This window comes from Micromonospora sp. ANENR4 (assembly GCF_015354395.1).
GTDB classification, from domain to species: Bacteria; Actinomycetota; Actinomycetes; order Mycobacteriales; family Micromonosporaceae; genus Micromonospora; species Micromonospora aurantiaca.
In genome coordinates this window covers 131,668-156,711 of the sequence record NZ_JADKYQ010000012.1, presented here as the reverse complement: position 1 = coordinate 156,711, position 25,044 = coordinate 131,668, and the positions used below count along the sequence as shown (strand labels likewise).

Here is a 25,044-nt window from a genome sequence, read left to right as displayed (position 1 = left end):
GTCTGCGCGCACTCGTCAAGCCGCATGCGGCTGCCGGGTTCGGCCAGTTCTGCCCGATTGGCATCTTCCCGCAGCTCAGATGCGCTGTTGAGTGGGCCGCCAGGGACTCGAACCCTGAACCCCTCCGGCGATCCATGGATCATCTCAGATAGGGCGGATCGACCTTCTGACCTGGGCGAGTTCTCTCGTCGTCTTGCGGCAATTGACAACCCTTGTCGGCGTCAGTTGTGCCTGGCTTGTGCCCGGCGATCTTGGAGGTCCATCGCCTGTCGTTCATGCCAACTCCGACCTCGACGACGCTCGGCTAGGTCCTCGATCTCGGGCGACTATGCCTTTGCGGGCTCGCTGGCTCTCCCAATGCAGTACTTGCCAGTGACCTGTGCACCAGGAGCTCAGGTGTGGACAGTGCCCTGCTCTGCGGTAACAGAGCAGGGCACTGATTCCTCTCCTAGCCCTACTGAACGAGCTTGTGTAGCCGATTGGCGACCACTAGGCCGGTGACAACCAGGGTAACGACCCCACACGCAATGCCCACCGCAACGCTGGGGCCGAACCCGAGGCTCGGGCTGGCCTGGATTGCGGTGGTCAAGCCGCTGACGACAGCAGCGAGGAGTCCGACAATCAGCGTGATCATGAGGATGAGCAGATCTCGCTGTGTGAGCAGATAGCGTTCGTCGTTGACGGGCTCCTCATCGACAGGCTCCGCCTGCCGTGGGACTCGTCCCGCGTTGCTACGGCTGGGCGTCGGAGTAGGACGCGTACCGCCGCCTCGACGACGGGTGTTCTTGGACATGATTCTCCAACATGACCTTGTTCGTAGTGTTCCTCGGACGTGAGACGACCGCCTGGGAGGGCACTTGCCGGTTACCGCCGAACAGGTGCGACGGGCGTCTCACCCCGCTAACGACGCGCTGCCTTCGAAGTCACGGCTCCTGCGAGACCACTCATCACACACGGTGCGCGTATTCGTTGAACGTTTAGCGCGAATCGGGACGGTAGTCCAAGGATGGTGACTCTGCGTGATGGTGGATCTTCTACGCGCCGGGACTTGCCCAGACTACGAACTTCGATCCATTTCGGCGACTTTGCAGCGACGGATTGCAGCGTGGGACCAGCGCCGAGCTGGACACACGCTCTCGTGCTCATTCATGCACGCTGATGAAAAGCTGGCTAGCTGCATGCGGCTACTCGCGCTCCGGAGGGATGCACTTCGCCCTTGAGGGCGTACCCAAGTCGAAGACTCATCGTTAAGGGTCACGAGATGTGAGCCAATGCCTTTCGTAGGCGCACACCTCGGACAGAACGGCCCTCTGTTACCGCAGGGGGTCGTTCGCGTGACAGGTGAAGCTTGCTCATGCTGCTGATGCAGAGACGGGTCTGCTGCACCGACTGGCAGGGATGCCGACACCGACCAACCGAGCTCGCGCATCGGCGACTTGTTGTTCCTGACGGTTCGCTTCGCAACGCTAGCCAGCATTACTGAGGGCAGCGGTGGCGTGACGGTCGTTGGTATCTTCTGCGGCATGAGCGGGGGTCGGGGTTCTGGTAGCCGTAGTAAGCGGCGGCAGGTCAGTGCGGAGGATCGCGCTGCTGCAGTGGAGGACTACCGGGAGTCGGTCGGCAGGTTGCAGCACACCGCCTACCGGAACCTGCGGCAGACGGTCGCCTACGCCACCATCTTCGTGGCGGTCATCGCCGTCTGGATGCTGTTCATCGGGCAGGCCACTCCGGCGACGTTCCCGTGGTACGCCGTGTCGATCGTCGGCGGGGCATTCGGTCTGGCCACGTATTTCGTGCGGGAGCCGCGGTCGAGGTTGTACGTGCTCGCGGTCGCCGTGGTCCTGGTCGTGGTGGGCGTGACCGGCATGTTCCTCACGAGCTAGGTCGGCGGCCGTGACGCTGTCCGTCGAGCCGGACGCGCTTGTCGGGTTCGCCCGTCAGGTCGACCGCGCCGCCTCCGACGTGTGGGAGATCCGCGCCTACCTCAACCGTCACGCCGACGTGGCGACTGGCGGCGAGCAGATTCAGATCGCCAAAGCCGGCCACGAACACGCCGTGAACGTCATCAGCGGCACCCTCAACCGGCTCGCGTGCCTGCTGGAGAACTCCGCCCCTGAACTGCGGGCTGCCGCCGGCTACTACCGCACCGTCGACCTCGCCAACGCCGAGCGTCTCGACCGAACCCTCCCGCCGGCGGTCGACCGGTGTATCACCGCCCTGGAGCTGGAGCTGGCGAACAACCCTTGCGCCCCGGCGAACTTCGTCGACGTCCGCGACGTGCGCGGCAACCTTGACACCCCGGGCGACCCGGACAAGCCTGCAAACCCGCTGGGCTGGATGGACTACCTCAGCCCCGCGAACTGGCTCAACGAGGTCTTCAACCGCGTCTTCGGCTTCGACCCCATAGGCCGGATCCAAGCCCAGGTCTCCGGCGACTGGGAAGCCCTCGCCACCATGGCGCCCGTCGTCGACAACATCGGCGGCGCCCTGCACGATCTGGCCTACAACGTCCAGTCCGGCGCCATCACCCTGCGCCCTCTCTGGCACGGAGTCGCGGGTGACGGAGCTTTCCGCTACTTCACCACCACCGCCAACGCCACCGCCGACCTCCACGCCCCACTAACCGCGATCAGCAAGGCATACCGCGACATGGCAGACGCCGTCTGGTCCGCCGGCGAATCCCTCGGCGGCGTCATCAAAAGCCTCATCGACGCCGCCATCATCACCGGGATCGCCGCCGCAGCCGGCACCGTCACCGCCGAAACCGGCGTCGGCGCACTCGTCGGCTACGGCGTCGCCGCCGCCGAGATCGCCAACATGTTCCGCCTCTGGGGTGAGGCAACCAAACTCTGCCAGCAGATCGCCGCCGCCGTCCTCATCTTCCGCGCCGCACTCACCCGCGAACTCAGCGACCTCGACACCGTCACCCTACCCGCACTGCCCGACGGCGGCCGATACGACCATCCCCTCGCCGGAGCACCAGCATGAACGAACCGAACGACCTCGACTACATCACCGGTCATGACCCGAAACGCAGCGAAACACTTCGCCAACTCCTGGACCAGCTCGCCCGCAGCAAGAACCCGCTGCTACGCGAGATGGCCACCGCCGTCCGAGACGGGGAACTCACACTCCGCCAGGCCGCTACCAGCGACACGTACGGCGCCGAACTCGCAGCGCCCTTCCAGACCTTCTGGAACGCATACGAGAAGATGACCCCCGAAGAACGCCACGCCCTCACCGCCAGTTCCTGACTGCTCGCTCGACATCTCCCTTACAAGCTCTGCGCGTCGCGTCCGCACACGTCCGACAACGGCTGCACGCTCGGAGCCTCGTCCATGCCAGCGCGCGTCAAGTGTGCCGCCGTCCGGCGGCGTTGCTGTCAGCGTTGCTGGCGGCAGTCGTTTCGTCGACGACTCAGCCTGACCCCGCCGGGGGATGCGGTCTCAATCTGACGGCTGGCTGTCGGGCGGTGGCGGCCAACGTCGATGAGCAGGTGTCGGGCATCGCCGATTCACGTTCAGGGTCAACCCGTTTCGACGCTCGTGCTGCCTACTTGCTGCCTCGCTGCCTGACGCCTCGTTACAAGCCCTGTGCACTTGCATCCGCGCATGTCGGCAATCGGCTGCACTCAGGGCCTTGTCCGTGTCAGGGCGATCAGGCAAGCCCAGCAAGATTCCCGCCAACAGTCTTTACAGATCGTTGCGGGAAGGATACGTTCCGGCTCCGGTCGTAGGCGAAGGAGTAACCCGAGATATGCCGGTCCCCCCGCTCGGCCCCGATGGGCACCTGCCGCTTGGGCGTCATTCGGCTTCGATGGGCGAGGTCCAAGCGGCGTTCGTCGACGCGCCTGCCTTCAAGAACTCGGCTACCAGGAGTGCCTGTTGGGAAGGCTTGCAGACCTACCTGGAGCTTTGGGGCCGTCTTGAGACGAAGATCGAGGCGTCTCTGAACGGACAGAGGCTAATCAAGTGCCTCTGGCTGGCGGGAAGCTTCATCAGCGGCAAGCCTGATCCCAACAACGTAGATCTCACATTATTCGTTGAAGCAGAGGTACTGGACAGAGCTGCACAGATGAGACTGGGAGTGAGCAAACCTCTCGCCCACCTCGCCGCGAGTCGCCAGCGGATCCTGGATCTCTTCCGGGTATCGCCAATCATCATCAAGTATCGATACTTCAGGAGTCCCTTCCCCGGAGGCTTCGAGCCGGAGCACAGCGAGTACCAGCAGGCACGTGGCGGGTTTGACGACTGGTGGTGCCGGCTACGACAGCCGGGGGAGGACAAGCAGGCCCCAACCGTGGAGACTGGTGGGTGGCGGCGAGGGTACGTGGAGGTGATGCACGGTGAGTAGTCCCGGTCCCTCCTCCTTCGATCGTCAGGTGCAGGTCGATCAGGACCGTGTTGATCAGTTCTGGGCAGAGTTTGACGACGGCCCAGAGGTCGCCGAGACACCGGCCGAGATCCTAGATCGACACTTCTACAGCACCCTTGCGGCTCACGATCCCGCTCTGCGGCTCGCGCGCAGATTAAACCTCCGCGTCCTCGGTGACACGGTCCACACCGGGCGTCTCGATATCGGCATCGCTTACGAGCTGTTCCACGCTTTCTCTCAAGAAGTGGCGGGTGCGGCCGAGGCGAATTCCGTTCGAAGCGAGGTATCTTTCGAATTAGCCGGGGTCTCTCGCGGCAGCGCGGTAATGCATTTAGTTCCATCCGTTGACGAGGACCATGGCGACGAGGGGCAAATACCCCTGACCACTGATCCCCTCGACGTGGTTCTCTCAACCATTACCGACCTTCATTCGACGGCCGAAAACGAGGGCGACCTCCGGCGCTTCGCTCGATATGAATCACTGGTTCGCGGCCTTCGGTCACTAGCAACAACACTCGATAATCATAACCTTGAGCTGGAGGTTGGCTGGCGGTCAGCAACCGGTCGCCACAGAAACTCCCATCTGTCGGAGCGGGCAAGGCGCCATATCCGGCAACTATGGGAGGTCGACACGGTCAGCCGGGAGTTTTCCGTATTCGGACGTGTCGTAAAGCTAGACCTTTCTGGCAGATTCGATATCAAGTTGTCCCCGTCTCGAACCTCAAAGCGGTACGAAATTCAGGTTGACGGTGAGGAAAGGTTGGTTCAGCTCGGGCTCCAACTCGGAGAATCGGTTGGCGTGGTCATTCGGGAAGAAAAGCGGATCAACCATCTAGGCATCGAGCAGTCTCCTACCTATCACTTCGTTTCGAAGCAAAGCGACCAAGCAGCCATCGAGGAAAGCGGAAACCGGTAACGCAATCCAAAGGCGTGGGACCTAGACGAGTCTCACGCAAGGTCAACTTGCGCCGTCGCGGTCATTCGTAGCTGACGAGCTGGAGAGATCGATATGGAGTTCAAGAAGCGGACTCTCAAGCAGATCGGGGACCTGATTTGCGGCAACTTCCCGGTGGATGAGACCTACTTCCCTTATCGGAGTAGCAGCTATCTAACCGAATTCTTTGAGGACATTGAGACCGACTTTGCACATGACGGATCAACGCGGGTTTATTGGGTCGCAGATACTCTCGCTGCTATCTTGGCTGAGCCGCAACCAAACCCCAACACGCCACCCGACACCTTCGCCCGCGTCATTCGCAGGCTCATGGACCAGGGCGAGGCGACAAACGAAGGGCCACAACGAGAGAAGGCGCTAGCACTCCTGAACGCCGCACTCAGCCGAGAAGGATTTGAGGCATTCTACGCGGAGGACAGGCAATGCTACCTTCGCCACCTGCCGACCAATACGATTGCGGCACCTGTACCTAACCCCCATCGCCCCTTCTCGCCCGCAGAGGCGCGACGGCGAGAACAGTTAGTCGCCTACCTCGACAGGGCATCTGAGGACGAGTTGATCGAAGACATCCTGCTTCCCTTGTTCCGTCAGATCGGCTTCCATCGCGTAACCGCCGCCGGACATAGGGATAAGGCTCTGGAATACGGCAAGGATGTATGGATGAAATACACACTCCCGACCACCCATGTGCTATATTTCGGCATTCAGGCCAAGAAGGGTAAGCTGGATGCCTCGGGAGTCACTAAGGGTGGAAACCTGAACGTGGCCGAGATTCACAATCAAGCACTGATGATGCTGGGGCACGAGATCTTCGACCCGGAGACCAGCAAGCGAGTCTTAGTCGACCATGCATTCATCGTTGCTGGCGGCGAGATTACGAAACAGGCGCGGAATTGGATCGGCAACAAGCTGGATGCGTCAAAACGGAGCCAGATAATGTTCATGGATCGGGAAGATATCCTGAACCTGTTTGTGGTCACCAACCTCCCACTTCCGGCTGGCGCATTACCATCAGATGCTTGGCAGACATCGACTGAGGAGCCCCCTTTCTAAGCCTAGGCACCGCGCCCGCAATCGCCGGGAGAGACCGCGAAGTTGCTGAGGGCCTCGTGCGTGCGCGGTGTTGATCGCCGTATCGCCGTATTGCCGTATCGGCGGACAGCGGACACGGCAGCCAGCCTTCTCACCATGGCGCCACCTACGGATTGTCGACCAGCTGATACCTCAACTGCTCGCTGCCGCCTCCGCCTTGCCAGACTGACGCGCAGCGACTTCAGCGGACGAGCGGAGAGCCTGGCGCCTCTCAGCGCGAATATTCCGCACAACGCTTACCGTCTTCATCGCCTCACGAGCAATATTGAGAACTGCGATAGTGGCTACAAGATTTACGAGCTGACTGATGCCGAAGAGTACATCCCAGAGGTAAAACCAGGCTCCCAGATTTCGATTGGGGACGGAATACGCAGCGAGCGCAAACGGCGACGATACTACTCCTCCAATTGCATAGATAAGGGTCGTGCGAAGGATTGCCAGCATCAAATATGACTCGTACGAGCTAGGATCGTCGACATACTCTTCCGCACGCTGACGTTGCCGCTGGGTACGTTCATCGAGCCGCCTCCGCAGCCTAGAGTTGTAGCGGGCACCCACCTTCGCGATTTGCGGTGTGAGCAGGTTTGTCGCAATGCCAATTGGAACTGCCAACAGCAATGCGAGCCACCATGCACTGTCCACGGACCCCTCCATAGGTTATGGGCGGAACATACTGGACGTTGTTCCCAGCCGAAAGCCCTAGTGCCATCCCGTCTGCCGTCGACCCGCCCTCCTGGGGAGCGGGCTGCCGCCCGGCCCGCCACGTCAAGCGGACCTTGACGCAGGTTCGGATGCTGGCGGGTCGGGCGGTGGTCTGCTCGGCTTGCCCGGGTCGAGGGCAGGCGGGATGGCCTGACCGCAACCACCCACGAACCGTGACCCGCCGACACAGCCCCGGCCATCCTGGAGCCGGAGCGCCCCCGCCGGAGGCGCAGTAACCGCAACCGTGCGACCTCGCCAGCTCGCCGTCGCGGCCGGCGTGCGCTCCCTTACGCCGCGCGGGCTCGTGGCCGCGCGGCCCGGCCGGCTGCCGGCCCACCACCCGGTCAACCGCCCTGTCGTTCTGCGGCGGCCCCTTGGGCTTTCCGCTTCCGCGCTAGCCGCCGGGCGTGTTGCGTGGCCGGAGTCGGAGCGCCAGCGCAGCGACGGACGCGCGCCCAGGCGGCGGCGCGTGCGGCCCGTTCAGGGCCGCCTTGAAGACGTACAGAAACTTTGAACCACATCGCCGGCAGCCCGGCCGGCCCTACCTCGGCGGCTGCGTGGCTGCGTCGCCGGACTGCTCCCGCCACTGGCCGCCATCGGCCTGAACGAGCCGCCGCACCATCTGTCGAGCCTCGCCCTCGGTGTCGAACTCCCACCGCAGCACCCTGCCCGTCTCGGAATCACCGGCCCTGGCAACGACCTGCCACCGAACCTCTCGGGCAAGCCACACGTCACGGCGGGTCAGCCGTCCCCAAGTGCCGTTCCACCAGCGTGCGACCAGCTCCTTCGCCACACTCGCGATCGTACAGGTGTACGACTCTCGGCTTTCAAGGTCTAACTCTCACGCTCGTGCGCCTCGACTTGCCTAGTGCGCCTAATGCGAGAATGGCCGGGTGGAAGCTGGCCCCGACCTAACCGCGGAGTGGTGGACGACCTCCGACGTTGCTGCGTACCTCGGCGTCAAGGTGGCGACCGTCAGCAACTACCGGAAGCGGGGCCAGATGCCGGAGCCCGATACGACGGTCGGGCGCACTCACATGTGGCGCCCGAGGCGGGTCATCGAGTGGCACCAGAGCCGGCCTCGTCCTGGTGTTGGCGGTCGGCCTATCCAGGACGGCAACCCGGACGGAGTCAGCTCGCGCTGAGGGTCCGAACCTCGTCAAGGTAGGAGACGGCCTCAGGCTCCTTCGGGTAGCGATCCCGCAGAAGGGTCGCCAGCTCCTTGGAGCACATCAGCAGCGATGGCAGCGATTTGCGGTCGCCACTCAACGCCCTGCGGCCGTACGACACCGCCTGGTCGAGATCCCCGCTGCGCGCTGCCACGACCCCGAGTGTGATCCGGGCTTCCGCGTTGCGCATGGGCTTGCGTTCGGTCCCGTCCGGGTCCGTGGACGAACGGATGACCTCACGGGCGTACATCTCCGCGAGACGGTCCTCACCGGCGATCCGGTAGCAGTCCATCGCGTAGAAGTCGAACTTCGCTGGGTCCACCACGAAGTGATGGTCGGTGTCCTCCGGGTACGGCAACGATTCCAGCAGGGTTCGGCCCCTGTCTAGCGCTGTTTCCACCTGCCGCCTGTCGCCGAGCCGAGCCCATGCCTTAGCGCGCTGCGCCGTCAACTGGACCGCCGCGCCGTCGCGAGCTGCTATTGCCTCGCCGGCTTCGGCGGCTGCGATGACGCCTCGGTAGTCGCCTTGGGTGAGCGCATACCAGGCACGCATCTCGTAGGCCCACCCAGAGATGGCAGCATTTCCCGCTTCGTTGCCCAGCGTCAAGGCGGCCTTGCGGGTGCCCTCGGCAATGCGGCGTAGCCCCATGTCGTACTCCACACAGCCAACCAGCAGCGCCACCCATCCTGCGAGACTTAGCACCTCCTGGTGCTGGGCAAGAGTCAGCCGACGATCCATCAAAGCAGTGATCCGGCGAAGCCAAGCCCGGCCCTCCACCCGAAGCTGTTCCGATTCCATGTAGGGGTATTCGCAGCAGAGCCGATCGGCAGTGATTCGGAGTGCTTCCAACGTGGCTGTCGATACATCAGAGCTGCGTAGGCGTGCCAGAATCTCGACAGTCTCCATGCCGGTGCCAGCAATCAGCGCCGCGTCAGCCTCATGAGGTGTCGCGGGCGGGAAGAATGCGGCAGTCACGGTGCCGAACGTTTTCGCAATCAGCGCCTTGTAGAAGCCGTCAGGCTCGGAGCTTCCCGCCTCCCACCGCTTCCAGTTCCGTAGCAGCGTGCTATCGGTCGGAAGCTGCTCGGCGGCGTGCACTCGCATCGCCCGGACGGCCTCTCCCTGTGACCACCCCCGGGCAGTGCGCTCAGCCCTGAGCCTGGTCGCCCAGACGGGTCGGTCGAGGTCCGCAGCCACGTCAGCCATACCGCCAGTATCGCCCCGATCGCGGGGACATGGCGAGGGGACTTGGACCTGTCACCGCAGTGACACCTGTCGTTCTACCGCAGCGAAAGAGATCGTTGTATGTGCCAGCGAAACGCCGAACCGATTCCATCAAGGGTCTGGCGTAGTACCAACTCAGTTGGTACTTTGATGGCAAGGCAGTCATCCAACAAGGGATGCGCCTAGACACAGGAGGTTTGTTGTGAAGCTGTACGTGGACACCGCGAGCAAGCAGGTCCAGGTGACGAAGGACCCGGAGCCGAAGAACGACCAGAACGGTAACCAGCGGTCGGAGAAGAACACTGGCCGGCTCATGTGGTCGACCCAGGTCTTCGTTCTCGACGAGACCGGCGGCGAGATCATCACCATCACCACGGCGGGTGAGAAGCCGAGCGTGACGGTGGGGCAGCTCGTCGCTGTCGAGCAGTTGGAGGCCATTCCGTGGGCGACCAACGGGCGCAACGGCGTCGCGTTCCGTGCCGTGTCGCTGAAGCCGAAGGCTGGCACCTCGGCGGCGAAGTAGTCCCTCGATCCACCTGCAACTGTGTGAGCTTCTGGTGTCTGACGCGCATCGCGCGTGAAGCGGCCTGAGTCCGCTGTATCTGTTCCGATCTGGTCCGGGAGCGTTTCTGGCTCCTACTCTCCCGGCCCTGGCAACCCGTGGTTGCCGTTCTCGAAAGTGTGGCGCGGGGTCGGTACTGGCTCCTACACCTGCCGGCCCCGTCTGCCCTTCCAACCTGTCTGCCCTCAACGTAGGGAGTGGTTGTCATGCCCGTTTCCGCCATCGTGTTCGCCGTCGTCGCGGCGACCCTCTACGCCGGTCACCAGGTGGCCGATCACGTGTTCGGCCAGTCCGACAAGCAGGCCGCTCACAAGGCCGCGCCCGGCTGGCACGGCTGGAAGCACCTGCTCGGCCACGTCGTGGCCTACCACCTCGTGGTGATCGTCATGCTGGCGGTCACCATCGCCGCGCTTGATCTGCCCGTCACCGCCGGCGGCCTTGCTGCCGGGTTGGGCTTCTCCGCGATCAGTCACGCGTTCCTCGACCGGCGCTGGCCGGTGCGCTGGCTGCTCACCCACACCGCAAGCGCCGACTTCGCCGACCGGCAGGCCCCGATCTGCGGCATGTACCTGGCCGATCAGTCCCTGCACGCGGCGTGCCTGTGGGTGTCCGCGCTGCTCCTCGCCTGCCTGTAGAAACCCCATCCCTGAACACCGGAAGGAGCCCGTCATGGGCCGCACGTACCTGTTCAGCGAGGACGCCAACGGCCGCGTCCGTGAGGTCAAGGTCGACCCGAAGCACCTCGACAAGCAGCTCCGGGAGGAACGCGCCGCCGGGCGCACCCCCACCGTCCTCGACGAGGACGAGCGCATCCGCTTCGGCCAGCTCACCAACGACCTGAACAACCGCCGCTGACCTGATCGGCGGAAAGGAAAACGAGCGCGGGGCCGGTACTGGCTCCTACACCTGCCGACCCCGCTCTCTCCAACCCATCCAGCCCAATCACTTGGGAGGACGTGTCGTGTCCAAGTCTAGCCCTCGCCGCTCCTTCGGACGGAAGGCCAACGGCACCATCACCGTCATCGAGGCCAAGGTCCATTGGTCCTCGGCCCGCAACGCCCGGTTGGCGTTCATCCTCACGGCGGTCATCGTCGGCCTGTTGTCGGCCGTGGTGGCCGCTTCCTCCATCCACCCCATCCTCGCCGTCTTCGTCGGCACCCTGATCGGGGTCCCGCTCGGCGGCCTGGCCTGGCTGCTCGTGCGGATCTGGCCGGTCCTGCGGCTGCTGTGGTGGTGGACCCCCGAAATCGGGATCACCACGCTTCTCGGCATCTGCTGGGTGCAGCTGGTCAACCACACCTCAACCCCGATCACCCTGCTGGTGGTCGCCCTGGTCGTCGGCGTCCCCGCCGGCCTGCCGGTGTCCCGCCGGTTCCTGGTCGCCTGGACCTGGTGCCTCGTGGTGCGGCACCGGCTGCGTGTGTGTTTCGCGCAGTTCATCATCGCCAACCAGTCCGGCAGCCTGCCGCTCATCCTCTGGGCCAAGCCCACCCCTGTTGGTGAGCGGGTCTGGGTGTACCTGCGCCCCGGCCTGTCCCTGGCTGACCTGGAAGGACGGCTCGACCGCATCGCGGTCGCCTGCCACGCCTCGACCGCTCTGATCGAGCGGGCCTCGGACCGTAACGCCGCCTACCTGCGGTTCGACATCAAGCGCCGTGAGGTGCTGACCGCTCAGGTCGGTTCCCCGCTCGTCGACGTCATCGACCCCGACACCCCCGCAACCGAGCGGATCCCGGCCACCGTGCCCACCGCCCTGGACCTGCCCGACATCGACGCCCCGACCGTCACCCTGCCCACCCAGCAGGGCAGACCGGCCGTCAAGAAGCCGGCCACCACCGCCAACGGCAGCAAGCCCGCGGCTGCGTCCTCAGCTGTCGAGGACGACGTCTCCGACTGGATCTGACCTTCACCCAACCGGTCGCGGAGAGCCCTGCGGGGTTCGTTCGTGTGGCTCTCCGCGCCCACACCTCGCCCAAGGAGGGCACACCTATGACCACCACACCCGCCCCGACGTCGGGGGTTCCGGTGGGGCCTGGCCTGTCGATGTTCGACCCCATCTTCGTCGGCATCGACGAGTTCGGTCACCCCGTCTACATCACCCTCGCCTACCGCAACCTGCTCGCCGGAGGCGAACCCGGCGGAGGCAAGTCCGGCCTCCTCAACACCATCGCCGCCCACGCCGCCCTGTCCGTCGACAGCCGCCTGGTGCTGCTGGACGGCAAGCTCGTCGAACTCGGCCAGTGGGAGGACTGCGCCGACGCGTTCATCGGCCCCGACATCACCGCCGCCCTCGACATCCTCCGCCGTCTCCAGCTGGTGATGAACAACCGCTACGCCTGGCTGCGCGCCCACGGCCGCCGCAAGGTCACCGCCGCCGACGGCCTGTCGGTCATCACCGTCCTGGTCGACGAGATCGCCTACTACTCCGCGACGGTCGGTTCGAAGCAGGAACAGGAAGAGTTCGTGGCTCTCCTGCGTGACCTGGTCGCCCGTGGCCGGGCTGCCGGTATCCCGGTGGTTGCCGCGACTCAGCGGCCGTCGTTCGACATCATCCCCACCTCGCTGCGGGACCTGTTCGGCTACCGGGCCGCGTTCCGGTGCACCACGCCGAACACCTCCAACATCGTGCTCGGGCACGGCTGGGCCGAGCAGGGCTACACGGCCACCGACATCGCCCCCACCAACCAGGGCGCCGCCTACCTCATCGCCGAAGGCGGCACCCCGAAGCGCATCAAAGTCGCCTACCTGACCGACGCCCAGATCGCGGGCATCGCCGACTACGCCGCCTGGATTCGTCGGCCACGCCGGTTACCGGCCCTGATCCCGGACCTGACCCGGGTGGATTTCGAGGTGGCGGCATGACCACCCGCCAGCACACCTACGCCAAGGCCAACCAGCAGCGTGCCGCCCGGTACGTCGAGATCTGGATCGTCGCCCAACCAGCGGAGATCGCCTCGATGGTCCAGGTCGCCTCGGCCAGCGGCCGACTCGTCTACCTCGGCCCACCCCACCCGGTGGGCGGCGACGACACCCGCCAACGCCGCTACCTGCGGCTACGCACCCGATAAATCGGCCGACAGGACCAGGACTTCGCCTGGCAGCAGAGCTGGTCCTGCCGACCTCCCACCAAGCCCTTCTGAAAGGACGTGGCTGCCATGAAGGCTACCCACAACCCACCCACCGCAGATCTGGTCACACCCGCTGACCTGCTGCGGATGGCTGCCCTCTACCTCCGCCGGCACGGCTGGCACCAGGGCACCTACTACCCCCACACCACCGACAACCCCACCCCGACCCCGACCCCGCCGGCCTGCGCCGTCGGAGCCATCGGCATGGCCTGCACCGGACACCCGGTGCACCACTGGTACGACCTCGACACCGACGAGCGGATCACCTACCTCGCCGCCATCGCCGCGTTCGTCGACTACCTCGACGACTTCGCACCGGTCTTCCACATCGACGAAGACGGCTACCTGCTCGACGAGCACATCTCCCCCTACTCCTGGAACGACGACCCCACCCGCACCGCCGAGCAGGTCATCACCGCCCTTGAGAACGCCGCTGAGGAGTGGGACCGCCTCCACACCGACGGAGGCGCGACGCGATGAACACCGTCAAGAAGCCCTTGACGCCGCGCATCCCGGTACAGCGTCGCCGGGACGTCGTCGAGAACGACGCCTTCGCCGCCTTCACCCGGCGCATCATCCGCGCCCACGGCCGCCGCGTCGCTGACGGCGACGTCGAAGCCCTCCGCGACCTCGTCGCCCTCTCCGCCGACCTCGATGACGCCATCGGTGAGGCCGTCATCGGCCTACGCCAGTTCGGCTACTCCTGGGCCGAAATCGGCCAACGGCTCGGCATCTCCCGCCAAGCCGCCCAGCAGCGCTGGGGAGACCGGCCATGACCACCTACACCTACGACCCGGCCAACCCCGCCGAGGAATTCCCCACCTACCCGTTCCGGCTCGCCCCCGACGGCCTGGCCACCCGCCGACAGTTGCGCGCCGCCGGGCTCCGGCCCGGAGGGCATCACGCGGTCGCGCAGATCCTGTGGCGTCGCGGTAAGCGCGTCGCCTACCTCTACCGCCTCGACCTCGCCGCACCCAAACGGACCGCCACCCCGGCGCAGCGGCGGGCGATTGCCAAGGCCCTGCTCGCTCGGCGGACCTGCCGTGACTGCGGCCAGGTCAAGCCCTACTACATCCCCCGCCGCTACGGCTGCTGCCTCGACTGCCACGGAGGCCACTGATGACCACCACCACTAACCAGGGTGGCCGTATCGAGGGCTTGGTCCTGGTGCTCATCCTCATCGCGGTCGCCGGGTTCGCCGGTGCCGCTTCCTTCACGCACGTCAAGGACTGGACCCTCGCCAACTCCCCGGCGGGGACGGGTGCGTGGTTCGGCTGGGCGAATGCCGTCATTTCTGAGCTGGTCCCTATCGCCTGTCTGCTGACCATCCGCCGACGCCGCCGCAGCGGCGCACCCATCGGCTACCCGCTGTTCCTGCTCATCGCCGCCGCCAGCCTGTCCCTCGCCGCGCAACTCGCGGTCGCCAAACCCGGCATCTCCGGCTGGCTGCTGTCCGCCGTCCCGGCCCTGGCGTTCATGGCCCTGGTGAAACTCGTCCTCGCCCCCGCTCCGACGGGGCAGAGCAGCACTGCGCCGGCTGCGCCGGCCGAACCCATCCGCGTCCAGGTGGCCGAGCAGGTCACCACCGAGCCGGTACCACCGGCCGCCATCACCCCGGCCGCCGAGCCGGAGCCCGTCTCCGCACCGGCCGAGCCGGTCGACGTCCCTGTCCCTTCTCATCTGCTGCCGATGGCGCGTTTCGCGGCCGTGCAGCACGAACAGGCCACCGGCCAGCCGATCACTCCGGCCGAGTTGGCCGACCGCCTCGACGTCACCCCACCCGTAGCCGGACGACTCCTGACCACCATCAGTGGTGGTGCCCGATGAGCATCCACACTGTCGACGTCGTGCAGCTCCTGCACACCTGCCCGGCCGAGCCGGAGCCCCACCCCTACGACATCCGCCGCACCGTCGTCGACGTCATCGACGGCGGCCCCTGCCGCAACCCGGTCACCATCCGCTGCGGCACCACCGTCACCCAGATCCCCTGTGGGCGGCACGAGCCGGTCAAGCGCCAGTGCGGTGCCTGCCGGGTCATCGTCATCGAACGCACCATCACCAACCTGCACCCCGTTGGGGTGGCCGGTTGATGGCCTCGACGCTGGACCTCACCCCCCGCGCCTCCGTGGCCCGGGGGGTGGGCTCGAACGCCGATGTCCCACCTGTCTACGGCTGGACTGCTGCCGGGGCCGCGTTCGAACGCGCCACCCGGCCCGACTACTTCGGCTGGCTGGAACACGTCCGCGCCGCTGCTGGCTGCACGCGTCCCATCCGCCTGTCCGGGCAGATCCTGACCGTCGAGCAGGCCACCGGCCGTGTCCTGGATGCCCGGCACACCGATGCGATGCCCGACGCCGCGATCTACACCGCCTGCGGCAACCGCCGCGCCACGGTCTGCCCCGCCTGCGCGCAGACCTACCAGCGGGATGCCTTCCAGCTCCTGCGCGCGGGCTTGGTCGGCGGCAAAGGCGTACCGGAGTCGGTGGCATCACATCCGGCGGTGTTCGCCACTTTCACCGCGCCGTCGTTCGGCACCGTCCACGCCCGGAAGGTGAAGCGGCACACCTGCCGCAACCGACGCCGCTGCGACTGCCGCGCCGAACCCTGCCACGCCCGCCGCGACACCGGCCTGTGCCCCCACGGCCGAGCCGCCGTCTGCTGGGCCCGCCACGAAACCGGCGACACCGTGCTAGGGCATCCGCTGTGTCTGGACTGCTACGACCACGACCACCAGGTCGTCTGGAACATCTTTTCCGGCGAACTGTGGCATCGCACGAAGCAAGCCGCGGAACGCTGGCTGGCGAAGCTCGCCCAACGCCGTGGCGTCCCTCGGGTCGAGGTGGTCACCGCCTCCGGCAAGACGCGCAAGGTCTCCCCGGTGCGGCTGTCGCCCGGGAAGGTCGCCGAGCTGCAAGCCCGGGGTGCGGTGCACTTCCACGCCATCGCCCGCCTCGACGGCGTCGACCCCACCGACCCCGACAACGTCGTACCCCCACCGCCTGGGTTCACCGTCGACGACCTCGTCGACGCGCTCCGTCACGCCGCCCGGCAGATCGCCTTCCACACCCCACCGCACCCCGACCGGCCCGAGGGATGGCCGATCGCCTGGGGCGAGCAGCTCGACGTGGAACCGATCGCCACTGACGGCTCGGGGGAGGTCACCGATGGGATGGTCGCGGGCTACCTTGCCAAGTACGCCACCAAGAGCACCGAGGCCACCGGGCACACCTCCACCCGCCTGACCGCCGATTCGATCGGGGACTACGCCGACCCCGACGGCGACCACACCGCCCGCCTCATCGACGCCTGCTGGCGCATCGGCCGACCCGTCCACACCCCGGCCCCACTCTCAGAGCGGCCCCGGGAACCCCGGCCACGGCCCGGCTTCGTCGACCGCTGGGAGTGCCCCGACTGCGGCACCCCCACCCGCTATGCCGCCTGTCCCGTCTGCGTCGCCCACCGTCAAGCCGCCCTTGACAGCGAACCGGCGAGAACAGCAACGGCCAACCCGTACGCCCGGCTGCGCCGGTGGGCGCACATGCTCGGCTACGGCGGCCACTTCCTCACCAAAGCCCGCCGCTACTCCGTGACCTTCCAACTCCTGCGCGACACCCGCGTCCAGTTCCGGCGCCACGAGCACCAGGACCACGACCACCCGGCCGCCAGCGGCCCACCCGCAGACCAAGTCGACGAGGACACCACGCTCATCGTCGGCACCCTCACCTTCGCCGGAGTCGGCTGGCACACCACCGGAGACGCGCTGCTCGCCAACACCGCCGCCGCCCTCGCCCGCGAACGACGAACCACCGGCCGCGAAGAACTCGCCCACGAACTCGGAACAACCCTCGACGGCCCGCGCCTGGCCGCATAGCCCACAACAGAAGGAGAAGACATTGGTGAACCGACAAGCAGTGTCCGAAGAACTGTGGTCAATCGATGAGGTCTCGGCGTTCCTCCGGGTGCCAGTCGGGACGCTGTATCAGTGGAGGCACCGCCGCATCGGTCCCCGCGCTGCCAAGGTCGGCCGGCATCTGCGCTACAACCCCGCTGATGTTCGGGCCTGGCTGGAAGAGCAGGCGGCCTGACATGCCCATCGATGACCTGTGGTACCTCAAGAAGCGCGATCCCGACACGAAGAAGCCGCTCCCGTCCAAGCGGCACGGCCGGGGTAAGCGCTGGCGAGTCCGCTACGCCGATGCCGATAACAACGACCGGGAACGGCTGTTCGATCTCAAGCGCGACGCGGAAACCTTCGATCTGGCGTGCCGATCCGGTGTAGCGCCAGAGGTGCTGGTCAAGCGGGCGGAAGCCGAACTGACCTTCGGTGAGTACGCGCAGCGGTGGCGAGAAGCCCGCGAATCCGGGTGGTCGACGGAGACCCGGCGGCGGATACCGCAGAACCTGCGAAAGCACCTCCTGCCCGCGTTCGGCGAGAAGGCAATTCGGTCGATCACCCTGACGGACGTTCTGTCGTGGCTCGGCCGGCTGCTCGACAAGCAGACGCCGAAGTCCTCGGTGAGCCTGTACTTCGGGCTGTTCAAGACCATCATGAACGCGGCCGTCGTTGACAAGGCGATCCCGGACAACCCTTGCAACGGCGTGAAGCTCGCCCAGATCCTGCGCGGTCTGTCGCGGGCACCGAAATGGGTTCCCACCGGGGACCAGGTGCTCAAGCTTGTTGAGGTGGTACCCCGGCGATTCCGGGCGGCTATCTGGCTGGGAGCAGGGGAGGGGCTCCGCCTCGGCGAGGTCCTGGGAATGGAAGCCGGTTCACGCTGTGCTGACTACGAGCATGGCGAGCTGCATGTGGTGCAGCAACTACGGCACTCGCCCGAGCACTTCGGCGGCTTCTACCTCTCCCCACCCAAGAGCGGTTCCACCGGGACCGTCGACCTGGACGCGGTGGTCGCCGAGGAACTGACCGCCCATCTCAACGAGGTCGGTCCTGTCGAGTTCGAGCTGCCCGACATCACCACCGGAGAGCGCCTGATCCGACCGGTGGCGGTCCTCTTCACCTCGGCACGCGGAAGGCTGCTGACGGACACCTACTGGTCGGAGCTGTGGGCCGACTGGCGTCAGGCCGCCGGGTGGCCGAAGGAAGGCACCTTCCACTCCCTTCGCCACTTCTTCGCCACCACGCTCATGAGCAACGGTGTCGAGCCCCAGGAGGTGCAGAAGGCGCTGAGGCACGCCAACCTGCGGATCACGTTGGAGACCTACGTGCACTGGCTGCCGAAGAAGGACCGCCCGCGCGGCCTGGTCGGCAGCCTCCTGCGGCAGGCAGACGGCAAGTCATCCACACCCCGCGCCAGCCAAGATCATGCCTGAGTTGTGCCCTGGTTGTGCCCGATGATCTTCGGCCGATGTTCTCGCAGCTCAGACGCGCTGTTGAGTGGGCCGCCAGGGACTCGAACCCTGAACCTATGGATTAAAAGTCCACAGCTCTGCCATTGAGCTAGCGGCCCGCACGGCACAGGTTACCCGAACCCGATCAGCCCGGCGTGCGTCGCGCACCGACCCTCCCGACCGCACTCCGGCACCACACGACGCCGCTTCGGGGCCCTCCGCTGCGTCCCCGGACCGCTACGCTTCGGCAATGTCGAGCTGGCACCGGCACGGCCTCAAGACAAAAGCCGCACTGGTGCCTGCCGTCGCCCTGGTAGCCCTGCTCGGCCTGGTGGTGCAGTCGGAGGGCATCGACACCACCGCCGAGTTCGTGGCGCTGCTCGTCGTCCTGGCCTCCTCCGGCGCGCTCTACCTGCGCCGGCGACACCCCGTGGCGGTGGGTGTGGCAGCGCTGGCCGCTGTCGCCGCGTACGGCGCCCTGCTTCACCGCCCTGGGCCGATCATGCTGGTGTTCGTCGTGGCGCTGTACACGGTCGTCGACGAGGGGCACCTCGCGGTCGCGGTGGGGCTCGGCCTGGCCTCTGTCGTCTCCTTCGCCGTGGCCGACAGCTACACCCGGACCGGTGTCAGTGGGAACGGCGCGACGCTGCTGCACGCCGGCTGGCTGGTCGCGGTCATCGTCGGCGTGACCCGCAACCGGCGGGCCTATCTCGCCGAGGTGCAGGCCCGGGTGCTCGCCGCCGAGCAGCGTAAGGAGGAGGAGGCCCGCCACCGGGCCACCGAGGAGCGGCTACGGATCGCCCGCGAGCTGCACGACCTGCTCGGCCACCACTTGTCGCTGATCAGCGTGCAGGCGAGCGCCGCGTTGCACCGGCCCGATCCGGAGCGGTCGGCGGAGGCACTCACGGTGATCAAGCAGACGAGCCGGGAGACGTTGCGCGAGCTGCGGGCGGCGCTCGGCGTGCTCCGGCAGGAGGGTACGACGCCGAGCCACCCCGTCCCCGGTCTCGACCGCCTCGACGAGCTGGTCACGACGGCCGGGCGGCGCGGGTTGACGGTGCGTACCGAGGTGACGGAGACCGGGCCGCTGCCGCCGGAGGTGGATCTGTCCGCGTACCGGATCGTCCAGGAGGCGCTCACCAACGTGAGCCGTCACGCGGGCGCGAGCACGGCGGTGGTCCGGGTCGTGCCGGACGGCGACGAGGTGCTGGTGGAGGTGGCGGACGACGGCGCCGGTCCCGCCGGCCCGCCCGGGAACGGGATCCTCGGCATGGGCGAGCGGGCCCGGGCGCTGGGCGGCTCGCTCACCACCGGGCCGGGTCCGGACGGCGGGTTCCTGGTGCGGGCCCGCCTTCCGCTGCGGCCCGCCCTGCTGCCGATCCCGGCGCCACGCGCGGCACAGGGGGAGACGACATGATCCGGTTGCTGCTCGCCGACGACCAGACTCTGGTACGCGCCGGCTTCCGCTCCATCCTCGACGGCGAGGACGGCATCGAGGTGATCGGCGAGGCCGCCGACGGCGCCACGGCGGTACGGCTGGTGCGGGAACTGCGTCCGGACGTCGTCCTCATGGACATCCGGATGCCGCTGCTGGACGGGCTCGCCGCCACCCGGGAGATCGTCGCCGGCACCGCCGCCCGGGTGATCATCCTGACCACGTTCGACCTGGACGACTACGTCTACGGCGCGTTGCGGGCCGGCGCGAGCGGCTTCCTGGTCAAGGACACCGAGCCGGCGGAGCTGATCCACGGCGTGCGGGTGGTGGCGCGGGGCGACGCGTTGATCGCCCCGGCCGTCACCCGCCGGCTGATCGCCGAGTTCGCCGCCCGGACCCGACATCCGGACCCGGGCCCCCGGCTGAACGCGCTCACCGAGCGGGAGCGGGAGGTGCTCGCCCTGGTCGCCGCCGGCCTGTCGAACGACGAGATCGCGGCCCGGCTGGTGCTGAGCCCGGCCACCGCGAAGACGCACGTCAGCCGGATCATGACCAAGACGCGGGTACGGGACCGGGCTCAGCTGGTGGTGCTCGCGTACGAGTCGGGGCTCACCGTCCCCGGCTGGCTCACCGCCTCCTGACCGAGCCGCCGGGCCGACGCCAGCGACCGGTTCAGGCGGTGCGCCGGGAACGGGCCAGCGCCACCCCGCCCAGCACCGCACCGATCAGCCCCAGCGCCACCCCGGCGACCGCGCCGGCCCGGCCCTGGCCGCTGCCGAGGCCCTCGGTGGTCAGCGCCAGGTGCCACGCGCTCAGGACCAGGCCGACCACTCCCGCCGCGGCAGCCACCAGGGCCTGGACGCGCCCCTCGCCCGCCCCGCGGCGGGAGCGGCTCAGTGCCAGTCCGCCGACGGCCACGCTGGCCAGGGCCACCACGGCGAAGACAGTGGCGCCGACCCGCCCGGAGCCGCCGATGCCCCCGGCGGCGAGCGAAGTGTGCGCGGCCGGGGCGACTGCGCCGGCGAGCAGGTGCATGGACATTCTGGGACTCCCTCGGGTCGCGGCAAGTGGTGACGGCGGCAGCGTATGGACGGGCATCGCCACCGGTCGTCGCCCCGGAGTCGTCGATCGGGCTACCACCACGGGAGTACGCGCTGCGCCCGCGTACCCCAGGGGTTGTCGTTGCCGGGCGTGAACGGCGGCGGCCGGGGAACCTGGGCGACCATGCGAGTCACGAGCACCGCCGCTGTGGCGGCGTCCCGCGAGGTGCCGGGCGACGACGGCGTACGCCGGCCCGGCGGTGAGGTGCACGCCTGGCTGCCGGGCCGGAACCAGACGCTGTGCGGGCTGCCGCTGAACACGAACCCCCGTCCGTGAGCGGTTGCTGCCCGGTTCAGCGGGTACCGCACCCCTCATGCGCATCGTGATCGTGGGGGCGACCGGCAACGTGGGGACGGCGGTGCTGCGCCGGCTGCGGCGGGAGGCGGGCACCGAGCTGGTCGGCGTGGCCCGCCGGCTGCCCGGGCCGGACGCCGGTGAGCCGTACGACGACGTGGAGTGGCACTCCTGCGACATCGGTGCACCCGGTGCCGCCGACCAGCTCGTGCGGATCTTCGCCGGGGCGCGGGCGGTAGTGCACCTGGCCTGGCAGATCCAGCCCAGCCACGACCGGCGCACGCTCCACCGGACAAACGTCGGCGGCAGCCGCGCGGTGATCGAGGCCGCCGTCCGGGTCGCCGTTCCGGCCCTGGTGTACGCCTCGTCTGTCGGCACCTACGCGCCCGGCCCGAAGAACCACCCGGTCAGCGAGAACTGGCCGGCGACCGGGGTGGAGACGTCGTCGTACAGCCGGGACAAGGCGGAGGTCGAGGCACTGCTCGACGGCGTGCAGCGGGAGCACCCGAAGCTGCGCGTGGTACGGCTGCGGCCCGGGCTGATCTTCCAGCGGGAGGCCGGTACGGAGATCAGCCGCTACTTCCTCGGCCCGCTGGTGCCGGTGCGCCTGCTGCGGTACGGCCGGATTCCGCTGGTGCCCTCGAACCGGCGGCTCCGGATGCAGGCGGTGCACGCCGACGACGTGGCGGACGCGTACGCCCGGGCGGTCGTGGGGGAGGCGAGCGGCGCCTTCAACGTGGCGGCCGACCCGGTGCTGACGCCGGAGCTGGTGGCCCGGCACTTCCACGGCTGGACGCTGCCGGTGGCGGTGCCGGTGCTGCGGGCCGCGGCGGCGCTGACCTGGCGGGCGCGGCTGCAACCCGTCGACACCGGGTGGGTCGACCTGGCGCTGAACGTGCCGCTGATGTCCAGCCACCGCGCCGAGACCGAACTCGGGTGGAGCCCGAGCATCGACACGGTGACCGCCCTGAAGGAGTTGTTCGCCGGCATGGCCGCTCGGGCCGGCACCGACTCCCCGCCGCTGTCCCCCGACCCGACGCTCCCCGGCCGGCCCGCCGCCCTGACCAGAGGCCACCTCCCCGGCCACCCCAACCCCTACTGACCCCACCCTTCGCCTGCCCGCCACCTGTCCGATCCGGCTCCAGCCTCGGGCCACCCCGCCCTCGCCCTATCTCGCCGCCACCCCGCCTCGCCCTACCCCGCCCTCGCCCTGTTGATCAAGGAGTTTGTGTCGCGCGCAGAGATCAACCAGGACACAAACCCCTTGATCACCGAGCCAAGGGGGGTAGGCGCGAGGGCGGAGCGGCCACTCTCCAGGCGGGGATTGCTCGGTGATCATGAAGTTGGCGGGGCGACACGCCGATGACGGAGCCGTCAACCTCATGATCGACAGGGTGGGGTGGGAGCGGCGTGCGCAGGCCGGGTGCTCAGGCGGCAATCATGAGGTTGACGGCACGACACGCCGACGGGGAGGCCGCCAACTTCATGATCGACGAGGCGAGCCGAGCCGCGCGAGGCAGCGCAGGGCGAGGCGCGGGTGTGGGCGGGTCAGGAGATCTGGGCGCCCAGGAAGAAGATTCCGGGGTGGCCTCTTGTCTCGAAGCCTCGGCTGGGGTTGCGCCGCAGGGTGCTGCTGTCGATCTTCAGGGTGCCGGTGCGGTTGTTGCTGACGAAGAAGATCGCACCACCGCCCTCGTTCGCGCTGTTGTCCTCGATCACCGTGCCGGCGATCCGCACCGCGAATTCATTGCCGTCGCAGTAGATCGCGCCACCGCTGCCGCCACCCGGTGTGCCGCCCCGGGCCGGGTTCGCCCCTGTGCCGACCGCGCGGTTGTCGCGGAAGACGCTGTTCAGCACCGTCCAGGAGACACCGATGCTGCTCAGCGCCCCGCCGTTGGCGCACACCCCGCCGGTGAAGGTGCTGCTCACCACGTACACCGGTTTGTTCTCGAACTGGCTCAGTACGCGCAGCGCGGCGCCCCCGAGGTCCGGGCCGGTGCGGTCGCAGCGGTTGCCGACGAACCGTGAGTTGATCACGGCGAACCGCCCACCGCGTACGAAGATCGCGCCGCCCCCGCCGCCCTCGCTCCGCTCGCCCGTGGCGTCCCCGTCGGCGAACGTCAGGTTCTGCACGGTGAGCCGCGGGTGGTCCTGGTTCTGGCAGTGCGAGGTGGTCCAGCCCTGCGCCTCGTCGCACGTGTTCATGTAGAGGATCCGGCGCTTGCCGCCGCCGCTGAGCGTGACAGTGCCACCGCCGTCCAGCACGACGCGCGGGCCGTGCGAGTTCACCACCTTCGCGGTGGCCTTCATGGCGATGGTGACCGGCGCGGGCCCGCAGTCGAAGGTGATCAGGCCACCGGCCGCGACGGCCTTCACCACCGCCTCCGAGGTGCAGCTCGCCGGGGTGCCGCTGCCGACGGTACGGGTCGGGCGTGAGGTGTCCACCGGTCGCGCCTCTGCCGGTACGGCGGCCCGGCCGGCCGGGTTGCCGGCGCGGAACGCCACGGTGGCGGGGGTGGGGCTCGGCCGGGCGCTACCCAGTCCCGAACGCTCGTCCGGGGTGGGCGACGGGGCGGCTGCCGGACTGGCCGACGAACCGGCGGCGCCGGCGGCGGGCGCGACGGCCTGATCCTCGCCGCCGCAGGCGGGCAGCGTCGCCGTCGCCAGGGCGAGGACGAGCAGAGTGACAGCCGACTTCACGCGCACCGCCCGATGCTAGGAGGACCGGCCGCCCCGGCACGACTCCACAGCCGATCCTTAACCCGCCGCTAAGCCGGCGCCGCAGCCGCAGCCGACACCGGCGCCGCAGCCACAGCCGGCACCGGAGCCGCAGCCCGAGCCCGAGTCGGAACCGCGCGGCGGCACGCAGCGCCAACGGCACCGCGTGCGACGGTCAGGCGTGCGAGAGCGCGAACGCGACAAGGAAACCGAGCACGGTGATCAGCCCGACCAGCAGGTGCGCGTCGGCGAACGCCTCCGGGACCATGGTGTCGGTGATCATCGCGAGGATCGCGCCCGCCGCGAGTGCGGTGATCGTCGCCAGCACCTCGGGCGGCGCGCCGCCCAGCAGTGTGTACCCGGCAAGCGCCGCCGCGCCGGAGATCAACGCGATGGCCGTCCACAGCCCGAACACGTAGCGCCGGGTACGCCCGGCCTGCCGCATGCCGGCCGCGCTGGACAGCCCCTCCGGCACGTTGCTGAGGAACACCGCGATGACGGTGACCAGGCTGACCGGGCCGCCGGCGAGCAGGCTCGCGCCGATCACCACCGATTCGGGTACGCCGTCGAGCAGCGCGCCGACAGCGATGGCCGTACCCGAGCCGGGCTGCTCCTGCTCGGAGGGCTGCTCGTCGCCGGAACGCTTGCGGTGCCGCGCGCCGTGCCGGGCCAGCAGCACGTTCGCCCCGGTGTACGCGAGCGCGCCGATCGCCGCGCCGATCACCACCGGCCGCAGGCCGCCCTGCTCGTGCGCCTCGTCGATCAGCTCGAACGAGACGGCGGAGAGCAGCACGCCCGCCCCGAACGCCATCACCGAGGCGGTCATCCGGCGCGGTACGCGCGCGAAGAACCCGACGGCCGCCCCGATCAGCAGGGCCGACCCGGCGAGCAGGCCCCAGAATCCCGCTTCCAGCCACTCCGGCACGCGCTGGACCCTACCCCC

At 67.9% G+C, this 25,044-nt stretch carries 31 protein-coding genes and 1 tRNA gene; 25 read left to right on the top strand and 7 right to left on the bottom strand.

Annotation, left to right across the window (positions count from 1 at the left end; all coding sequences use genetic code 11):
- Nucleotides 1-1,523: 1,523 nt before the first annotated feature.
- The 6 genes from IRY44_RS21980 (at nt 1,524) to IRY44_RS21955 (ending at nt 6,382) form a co-directional block, all read left to right on the top strand.
- Nucleotides 1,524-1,883: a hypothetical protein gene (locus IRY44_RS21980; RefSeq protein WP_194802130.1), complete on the top strand. Its 360-nt coding sequence runs from the start codon at nt 1,524-1,526 to the stop codon at nt 1,881-1,883.
- A gap of 10 nt (nt 1,884-1,893) precedes the next feature.
- The gene (locus IRY44_RS21975) at nt 1,894-2,988 is read left to right on the top strand and encodes a hypothetical protein (RefSeq protein ID WP_194802129.1); all 1,095 of its coding nucleotides are present in this window, start codon (nt 1,894-1,896) and stop codon (nt 2,986-2,988) included.
- Nucleotides 2,985-3,254: a hypothetical protein gene (locus IRY44_RS21970; RefSeq protein WP_194802128.1), complete on the top strand. Its 270-nt coding sequence runs from the start codon at nt 2,985-2,987 to the stop codon at nt 3,252-3,254. The genes IRY44_RS21975 and IRY44_RS21970 overlap by 4 nt, the downstream gene beginning before the upstream one ends.
- Before the next feature lie 562 nt (nt 3,255-3,816).
- Nucleotides 3,817-4,353 carry a hypothetical protein gene (locus IRY44_RS21965; RefSeq protein ID WP_194802127.1) on the top strand — a complete coding sequence of 179 codons (537 nt, stop codon included), beginning with the start codon at nt 3,817-3,819 and terminating at the stop codon, nt 4,351-4,353.
- 28 nt (nt 4,354-4,381) lie between these two features.
- Nucleotides 4,382-5,290 carry a hypothetical protein gene (locus tag IRY44_RS21960; protein WP_194802126.1) on the top strand — a complete coding sequence of 303 codons (909 nt, stop codon included), beginning with the start codon at nt 4,382-4,384 and terminating at the stop codon, nt 5,288-5,290.
- Nucleotides 5,291-5,383: 93 nt separating this feature from the next.
- Nucleotides 5,384-6,382: a hypothetical protein gene (locus IRY44_RS21955; RefSeq protein ID WP_194802125.1), complete on the top strand. Its 999-nt coding sequence runs from the start codon at nt 5,384-5,386 to the stop codon at nt 6,380-6,382.
- 171 nt (nt 6,383-6,553) lie between these two features.
- Here IRY44_RS21955 and IRY44_RS21950 read toward each other — a convergent pair whose 3' ends face one another.
- Both IRY44_RS21950 and IRY44_RS21945 read right to left on the bottom strand, forming a co-directional pair.
- Nucleotides 6,554-7,063 (bottom strand): hypothetical protein, encoded by a 510-nt coding sequence (locus IRY44_RS21950; protein WP_194802124.1) that lies wholly within the window; start codon nt 7,061-7,063, stop codon nt 6,554-6,556.
- Between the two features lie 601 nt (nt 7,064-7,664).
- On the bottom strand, nt 7,665-7,916 hold the full coding sequence (locus tag IRY44_RS21945; RefSeq protein ID WP_269695939.1) for a hypothetical protein: 252 nt from the start codon (nt 7,914-7,916) through the stop codon (nt 7,665-7,667).
- Nucleotides 7,917-8,016: 100 nt separating this feature from the next.
- Between IRY44_RS21945 and IRY44_RS31335 the strand changes: the two genes are divergently transcribed.
- A complete protein-coding gene (locus IRY44_RS31335; protein WP_194802123.1) occupies nt 8,017-8,268 on the top strand; it encodes a helix-turn-helix domain-containing protein in 252 nt (83 codons plus the stop codon).
- On the opposite strand, the gene IRY44_RS21935 is transcribed toward IRY44_RS31335, so the two are convergent.
- Entirely contained in the window at nt 8,255-9,499 is a 1,245-nt protein-coding gene (locus IRY44_RS21935) for an XRE family transcriptional regulator (RefSeq protein ID WP_228532556.1), read from the bottom strand. The genes IRY44_RS31335 and IRY44_RS21935 overlap by 14 nt on opposite strands.
- 220 nt (nt 9,500-9,719) lie before the next feature.
- Between IRY44_RS21935 and IRY44_RS21930 the strand changes: the two genes are divergently transcribed.
- The 14 genes from IRY44_RS21930 to IRY44_RS21865 all read left to right on the top strand — a co-directional run bounded on the left by IRY44_RS21930 (nt 9,720) and on the right by IRY44_RS21865 (nt 18,535).
- Nucleotides 9,720-10,040 carry a hypothetical protein gene (locus IRY44_RS21930; RefSeq protein WP_030500671.1) on the top strand — a complete coding sequence of 107 codons (321 nt, stop codon included), beginning with the start codon at nt 9,720-9,722 and terminating at the stop codon, nt 10,038-10,040.
- 245 nt (nt 10,041-10,285) lie between these two features.
- Complete coding sequence (locus tag IRY44_RS21925) at nt 10,286-10,714, top strand: DUF3307 domain-containing protein (protein ID WP_194802122.1); 429 nt, start codon at nt 10,286-10,288, stop codon at nt 10,712-10,714.
- A gap of 34 nt (nt 10,715-10,748) precedes the next feature.
- Complete coding sequence (locus IRY44_RS21920) at nt 10,749-10,934, top strand: hypothetical protein (protein ID WP_194802121.1); 186 nt, start codon at nt 10,749-10,751, stop codon at nt 10,932-10,934.
- 106 nt (nt 10,935-11,040) lie between these two features.
- Complete coding sequence (locus IRY44_RS21915) at nt 11,041-11,982, top strand: hypothetical protein (protein ID WP_370584986.1); 942 nt, start codon at nt 11,041-11,043, stop codon at nt 11,980-11,982.
- 86 nt (nt 11,983-12,068) lie between these two features.
- Nucleotides 12,069-12,941, top strand: coding sequence for an FtsK/SpoIIIE domain-containing protein (locus tag IRY44_RS21910; RefSeq protein ID WP_194802120.1), 873 nt, complete (start codon nt 12,069-12,071; stop codon nt 12,939-12,941).
- Nucleotides 12,938-13,147, top strand: a complete 210-nt coding sequence (locus IRY44_RS21905) for a hypothetical protein (RefSeq protein WP_194802119.1) — start codon at nt 12,938-12,940, stop codon at nt 13,145-13,147. Before IRY44_RS21910 ends, IRY44_RS21905 begins: the two co-directional genes overlap by 4 nt.
- Nucleotides 13,148-13,234: 87 nt before the next feature.
- Nucleotides 13,235-13,687 carry a hypothetical protein gene (locus tag IRY44_RS21900; protein WP_194802118.1) on the top strand — a complete coding sequence of 151 codons (453 nt, stop codon included), beginning with the start codon at nt 13,235-13,237 and terminating at the stop codon, nt 13,685-13,687.
- Complete coding sequence (locus IRY44_RS21895) at nt 13,684-13,983, top strand: hypothetical protein (protein WP_194802117.1); 300 nt, start codon at nt 13,684-13,686, stop codon at nt 13,981-13,983. Before IRY44_RS21900 ends, IRY44_RS21895 begins: the two co-directional genes overlap by 4 nt.
- Entirely contained in the window at nt 13,980-14,327 is a 348-nt protein-coding gene (locus IRY44_RS21890; RefSeq protein WP_194802116.1) for an RRQRL motif-containing zinc-binding protein, read from the top strand. Before IRY44_RS21895 ends, IRY44_RS21890 begins: the two co-directional genes overlap by 4 nt.
- Nucleotides 14,327-15,034 carry a hypothetical protein gene (locus tag IRY44_RS21885; protein ID WP_194802115.1) on the top strand — a complete coding sequence of 236 codons (708 nt, stop codon included), beginning with the start codon at nt 14,327-14,329 and terminating at the stop codon, nt 15,032-15,034. Before IRY44_RS21890 ends, IRY44_RS21885 begins: the two co-directional genes overlap by 1 nt.
- Nucleotides 15,031-15,297 carry a hypothetical protein gene (locus tag IRY44_RS21880; RefSeq protein WP_194802114.1) on the top strand — a complete coding sequence of 89 codons (267 nt, stop codon included), beginning with the start codon at nt 15,031-15,033 and terminating at the stop codon, nt 15,295-15,297. The genes IRY44_RS21885 and IRY44_RS21880 overlap by 4 nt, the downstream gene beginning before the upstream one ends.
- On the top strand, nt 15,297-17,078 hold the full coding sequence (locus tag IRY44_RS21875) for a replication initiator (protein WP_194802113.1): 1,782 nt from the start codon (nt 15,297-15,299) through the stop codon (nt 17,076-17,078). The genes IRY44_RS21880 and IRY44_RS21875 overlap by 1 nt, the downstream gene beginning before the upstream one ends.
- Before the next feature lie 40 nt (nt 17,079-17,118).
- Nucleotides 17,119-17,292, top strand: coding sequence for a helix-turn-helix domain-containing protein (locus IRY44_RS21870; RefSeq protein ID WP_370584985.1), 174 nt, complete (start codon nt 17,119-17,121; stop codon nt 17,290-17,292).
- A gap of 1 nt (nt 17,293) precedes the next feature.
- Nucleotides 17,294-18,535 carry a site-specific integrase gene (locus IRY44_RS21865; RefSeq protein ID WP_194802111.1) on the top strand — a complete coding sequence of 414 codons (1,242 nt, stop codon included), beginning with the start codon at nt 17,294-17,296 and terminating at the stop codon, nt 18,533-18,535.
- Nucleotides 18,536-18,600: 65 nt separating this feature from the next.
- Here the strand turns inward: IRY44_RS21865 and IRY44_RS21860 are convergent.
- A tRNA-Lys gene (locus IRY44_RS21860) sits at nt 18,601-18,672 on the bottom strand.
- A gap of 131 nt (nt 18,673-18,803) precedes the next feature.
- Here IRY44_RS21860 and IRY44_RS21855 point away from each other — a divergent pair.
- Together IRY44_RS21855 and IRY44_RS21850 are read left to right on the top strand one after the other, a co-directional pair.
- Nucleotides 18,804-19,970 (top strand): sensor histidine kinase, encoded by a 1,167-nt coding sequence (locus IRY44_RS21855; protein ID WP_194802110.1) that lies wholly within the window; start codon nt 18,804-18,806, stop codon nt 19,968-19,970.
- Nucleotides 19,967-20,629 (top strand): response regulator transcription factor, encoded by a 663-nt coding sequence (locus tag IRY44_RS21850; protein ID WP_194802109.1) that lies wholly within the window; start codon nt 19,967-19,969, stop codon nt 20,627-20,629. Before IRY44_RS21855 ends, IRY44_RS21850 begins: the two co-directional genes overlap by 4 nt.
- A gap of 31 nt (nt 20,630-20,660) precedes the next feature.
- Here the strand turns inward: IRY44_RS21850 and IRY44_RS21845 are convergent, their stop codons facing one another.
- A complete protein-coding gene (locus IRY44_RS21845) occupies nt 20,661-21,029 on the bottom strand; it encodes a DUF6223 family protein (protein ID WP_194802108.1) in 369 nt (122 codons plus the stop codon).
- A gap of 183 nt (nt 21,030-21,212) precedes the next feature.
- Here IRY44_RS21845 and IRY44_RS21840 point away from each other — a divergent pair, with 183 nt between their 5' ends.
- Together IRY44_RS21840 and IRY44_RS21835 are read left to right on the top strand one after the other, a co-directional pair.
- Complete coding sequence (locus tag IRY44_RS21840; RefSeq protein WP_194802215.1) at nt 21,213-21,365, top strand: hypothetical protein; 153 nt, start codon at nt 21,213-21,215, stop codon at nt 21,363-21,365.
- Between the two features lie 37 nt (nt 21,366-21,402).
- Nucleotides 21,403-22,485 carry an NAD-dependent epimerase/dehydratase family protein gene (locus tag IRY44_RS21835; protein WP_194802107.1) on the top strand — a complete coding sequence of 361 codons (1,083 nt, stop codon included), beginning with the start codon at nt 21,403-21,405 and terminating at the stop codon, nt 22,483-22,485.
- A 446-nt stretch (nt 22,486-22,931) separates the two neighbouring features.
- Here IRY44_RS21835 and IRY44_RS21830 read toward each other — a convergent pair whose 3' ends face one another.
- Both IRY44_RS21830 and IRY44_RS21825 read right to left on the bottom strand, forming a co-directional pair.
- Entirely contained in the window at nt 22,932-24,083 is a 1,152-nt protein-coding gene (locus tag IRY44_RS21830; RefSeq protein WP_194802207.1) for a hypothetical protein, read from the bottom strand.
- A 193-nt stretch (nt 24,084-24,276) separates the two neighbouring features.
- Nucleotides 24,277-25,026: a ZIP family metal transporter gene (locus tag IRY44_RS21825; RefSeq protein ID WP_194802106.1), complete on the bottom strand. Its 750-nt coding sequence runs from the start codon at nt 25,024-25,026 to the stop codon at nt 24,277-24,279.
- Nucleotides 25,027-25,044: the final 18 nt, after the last annotated feature.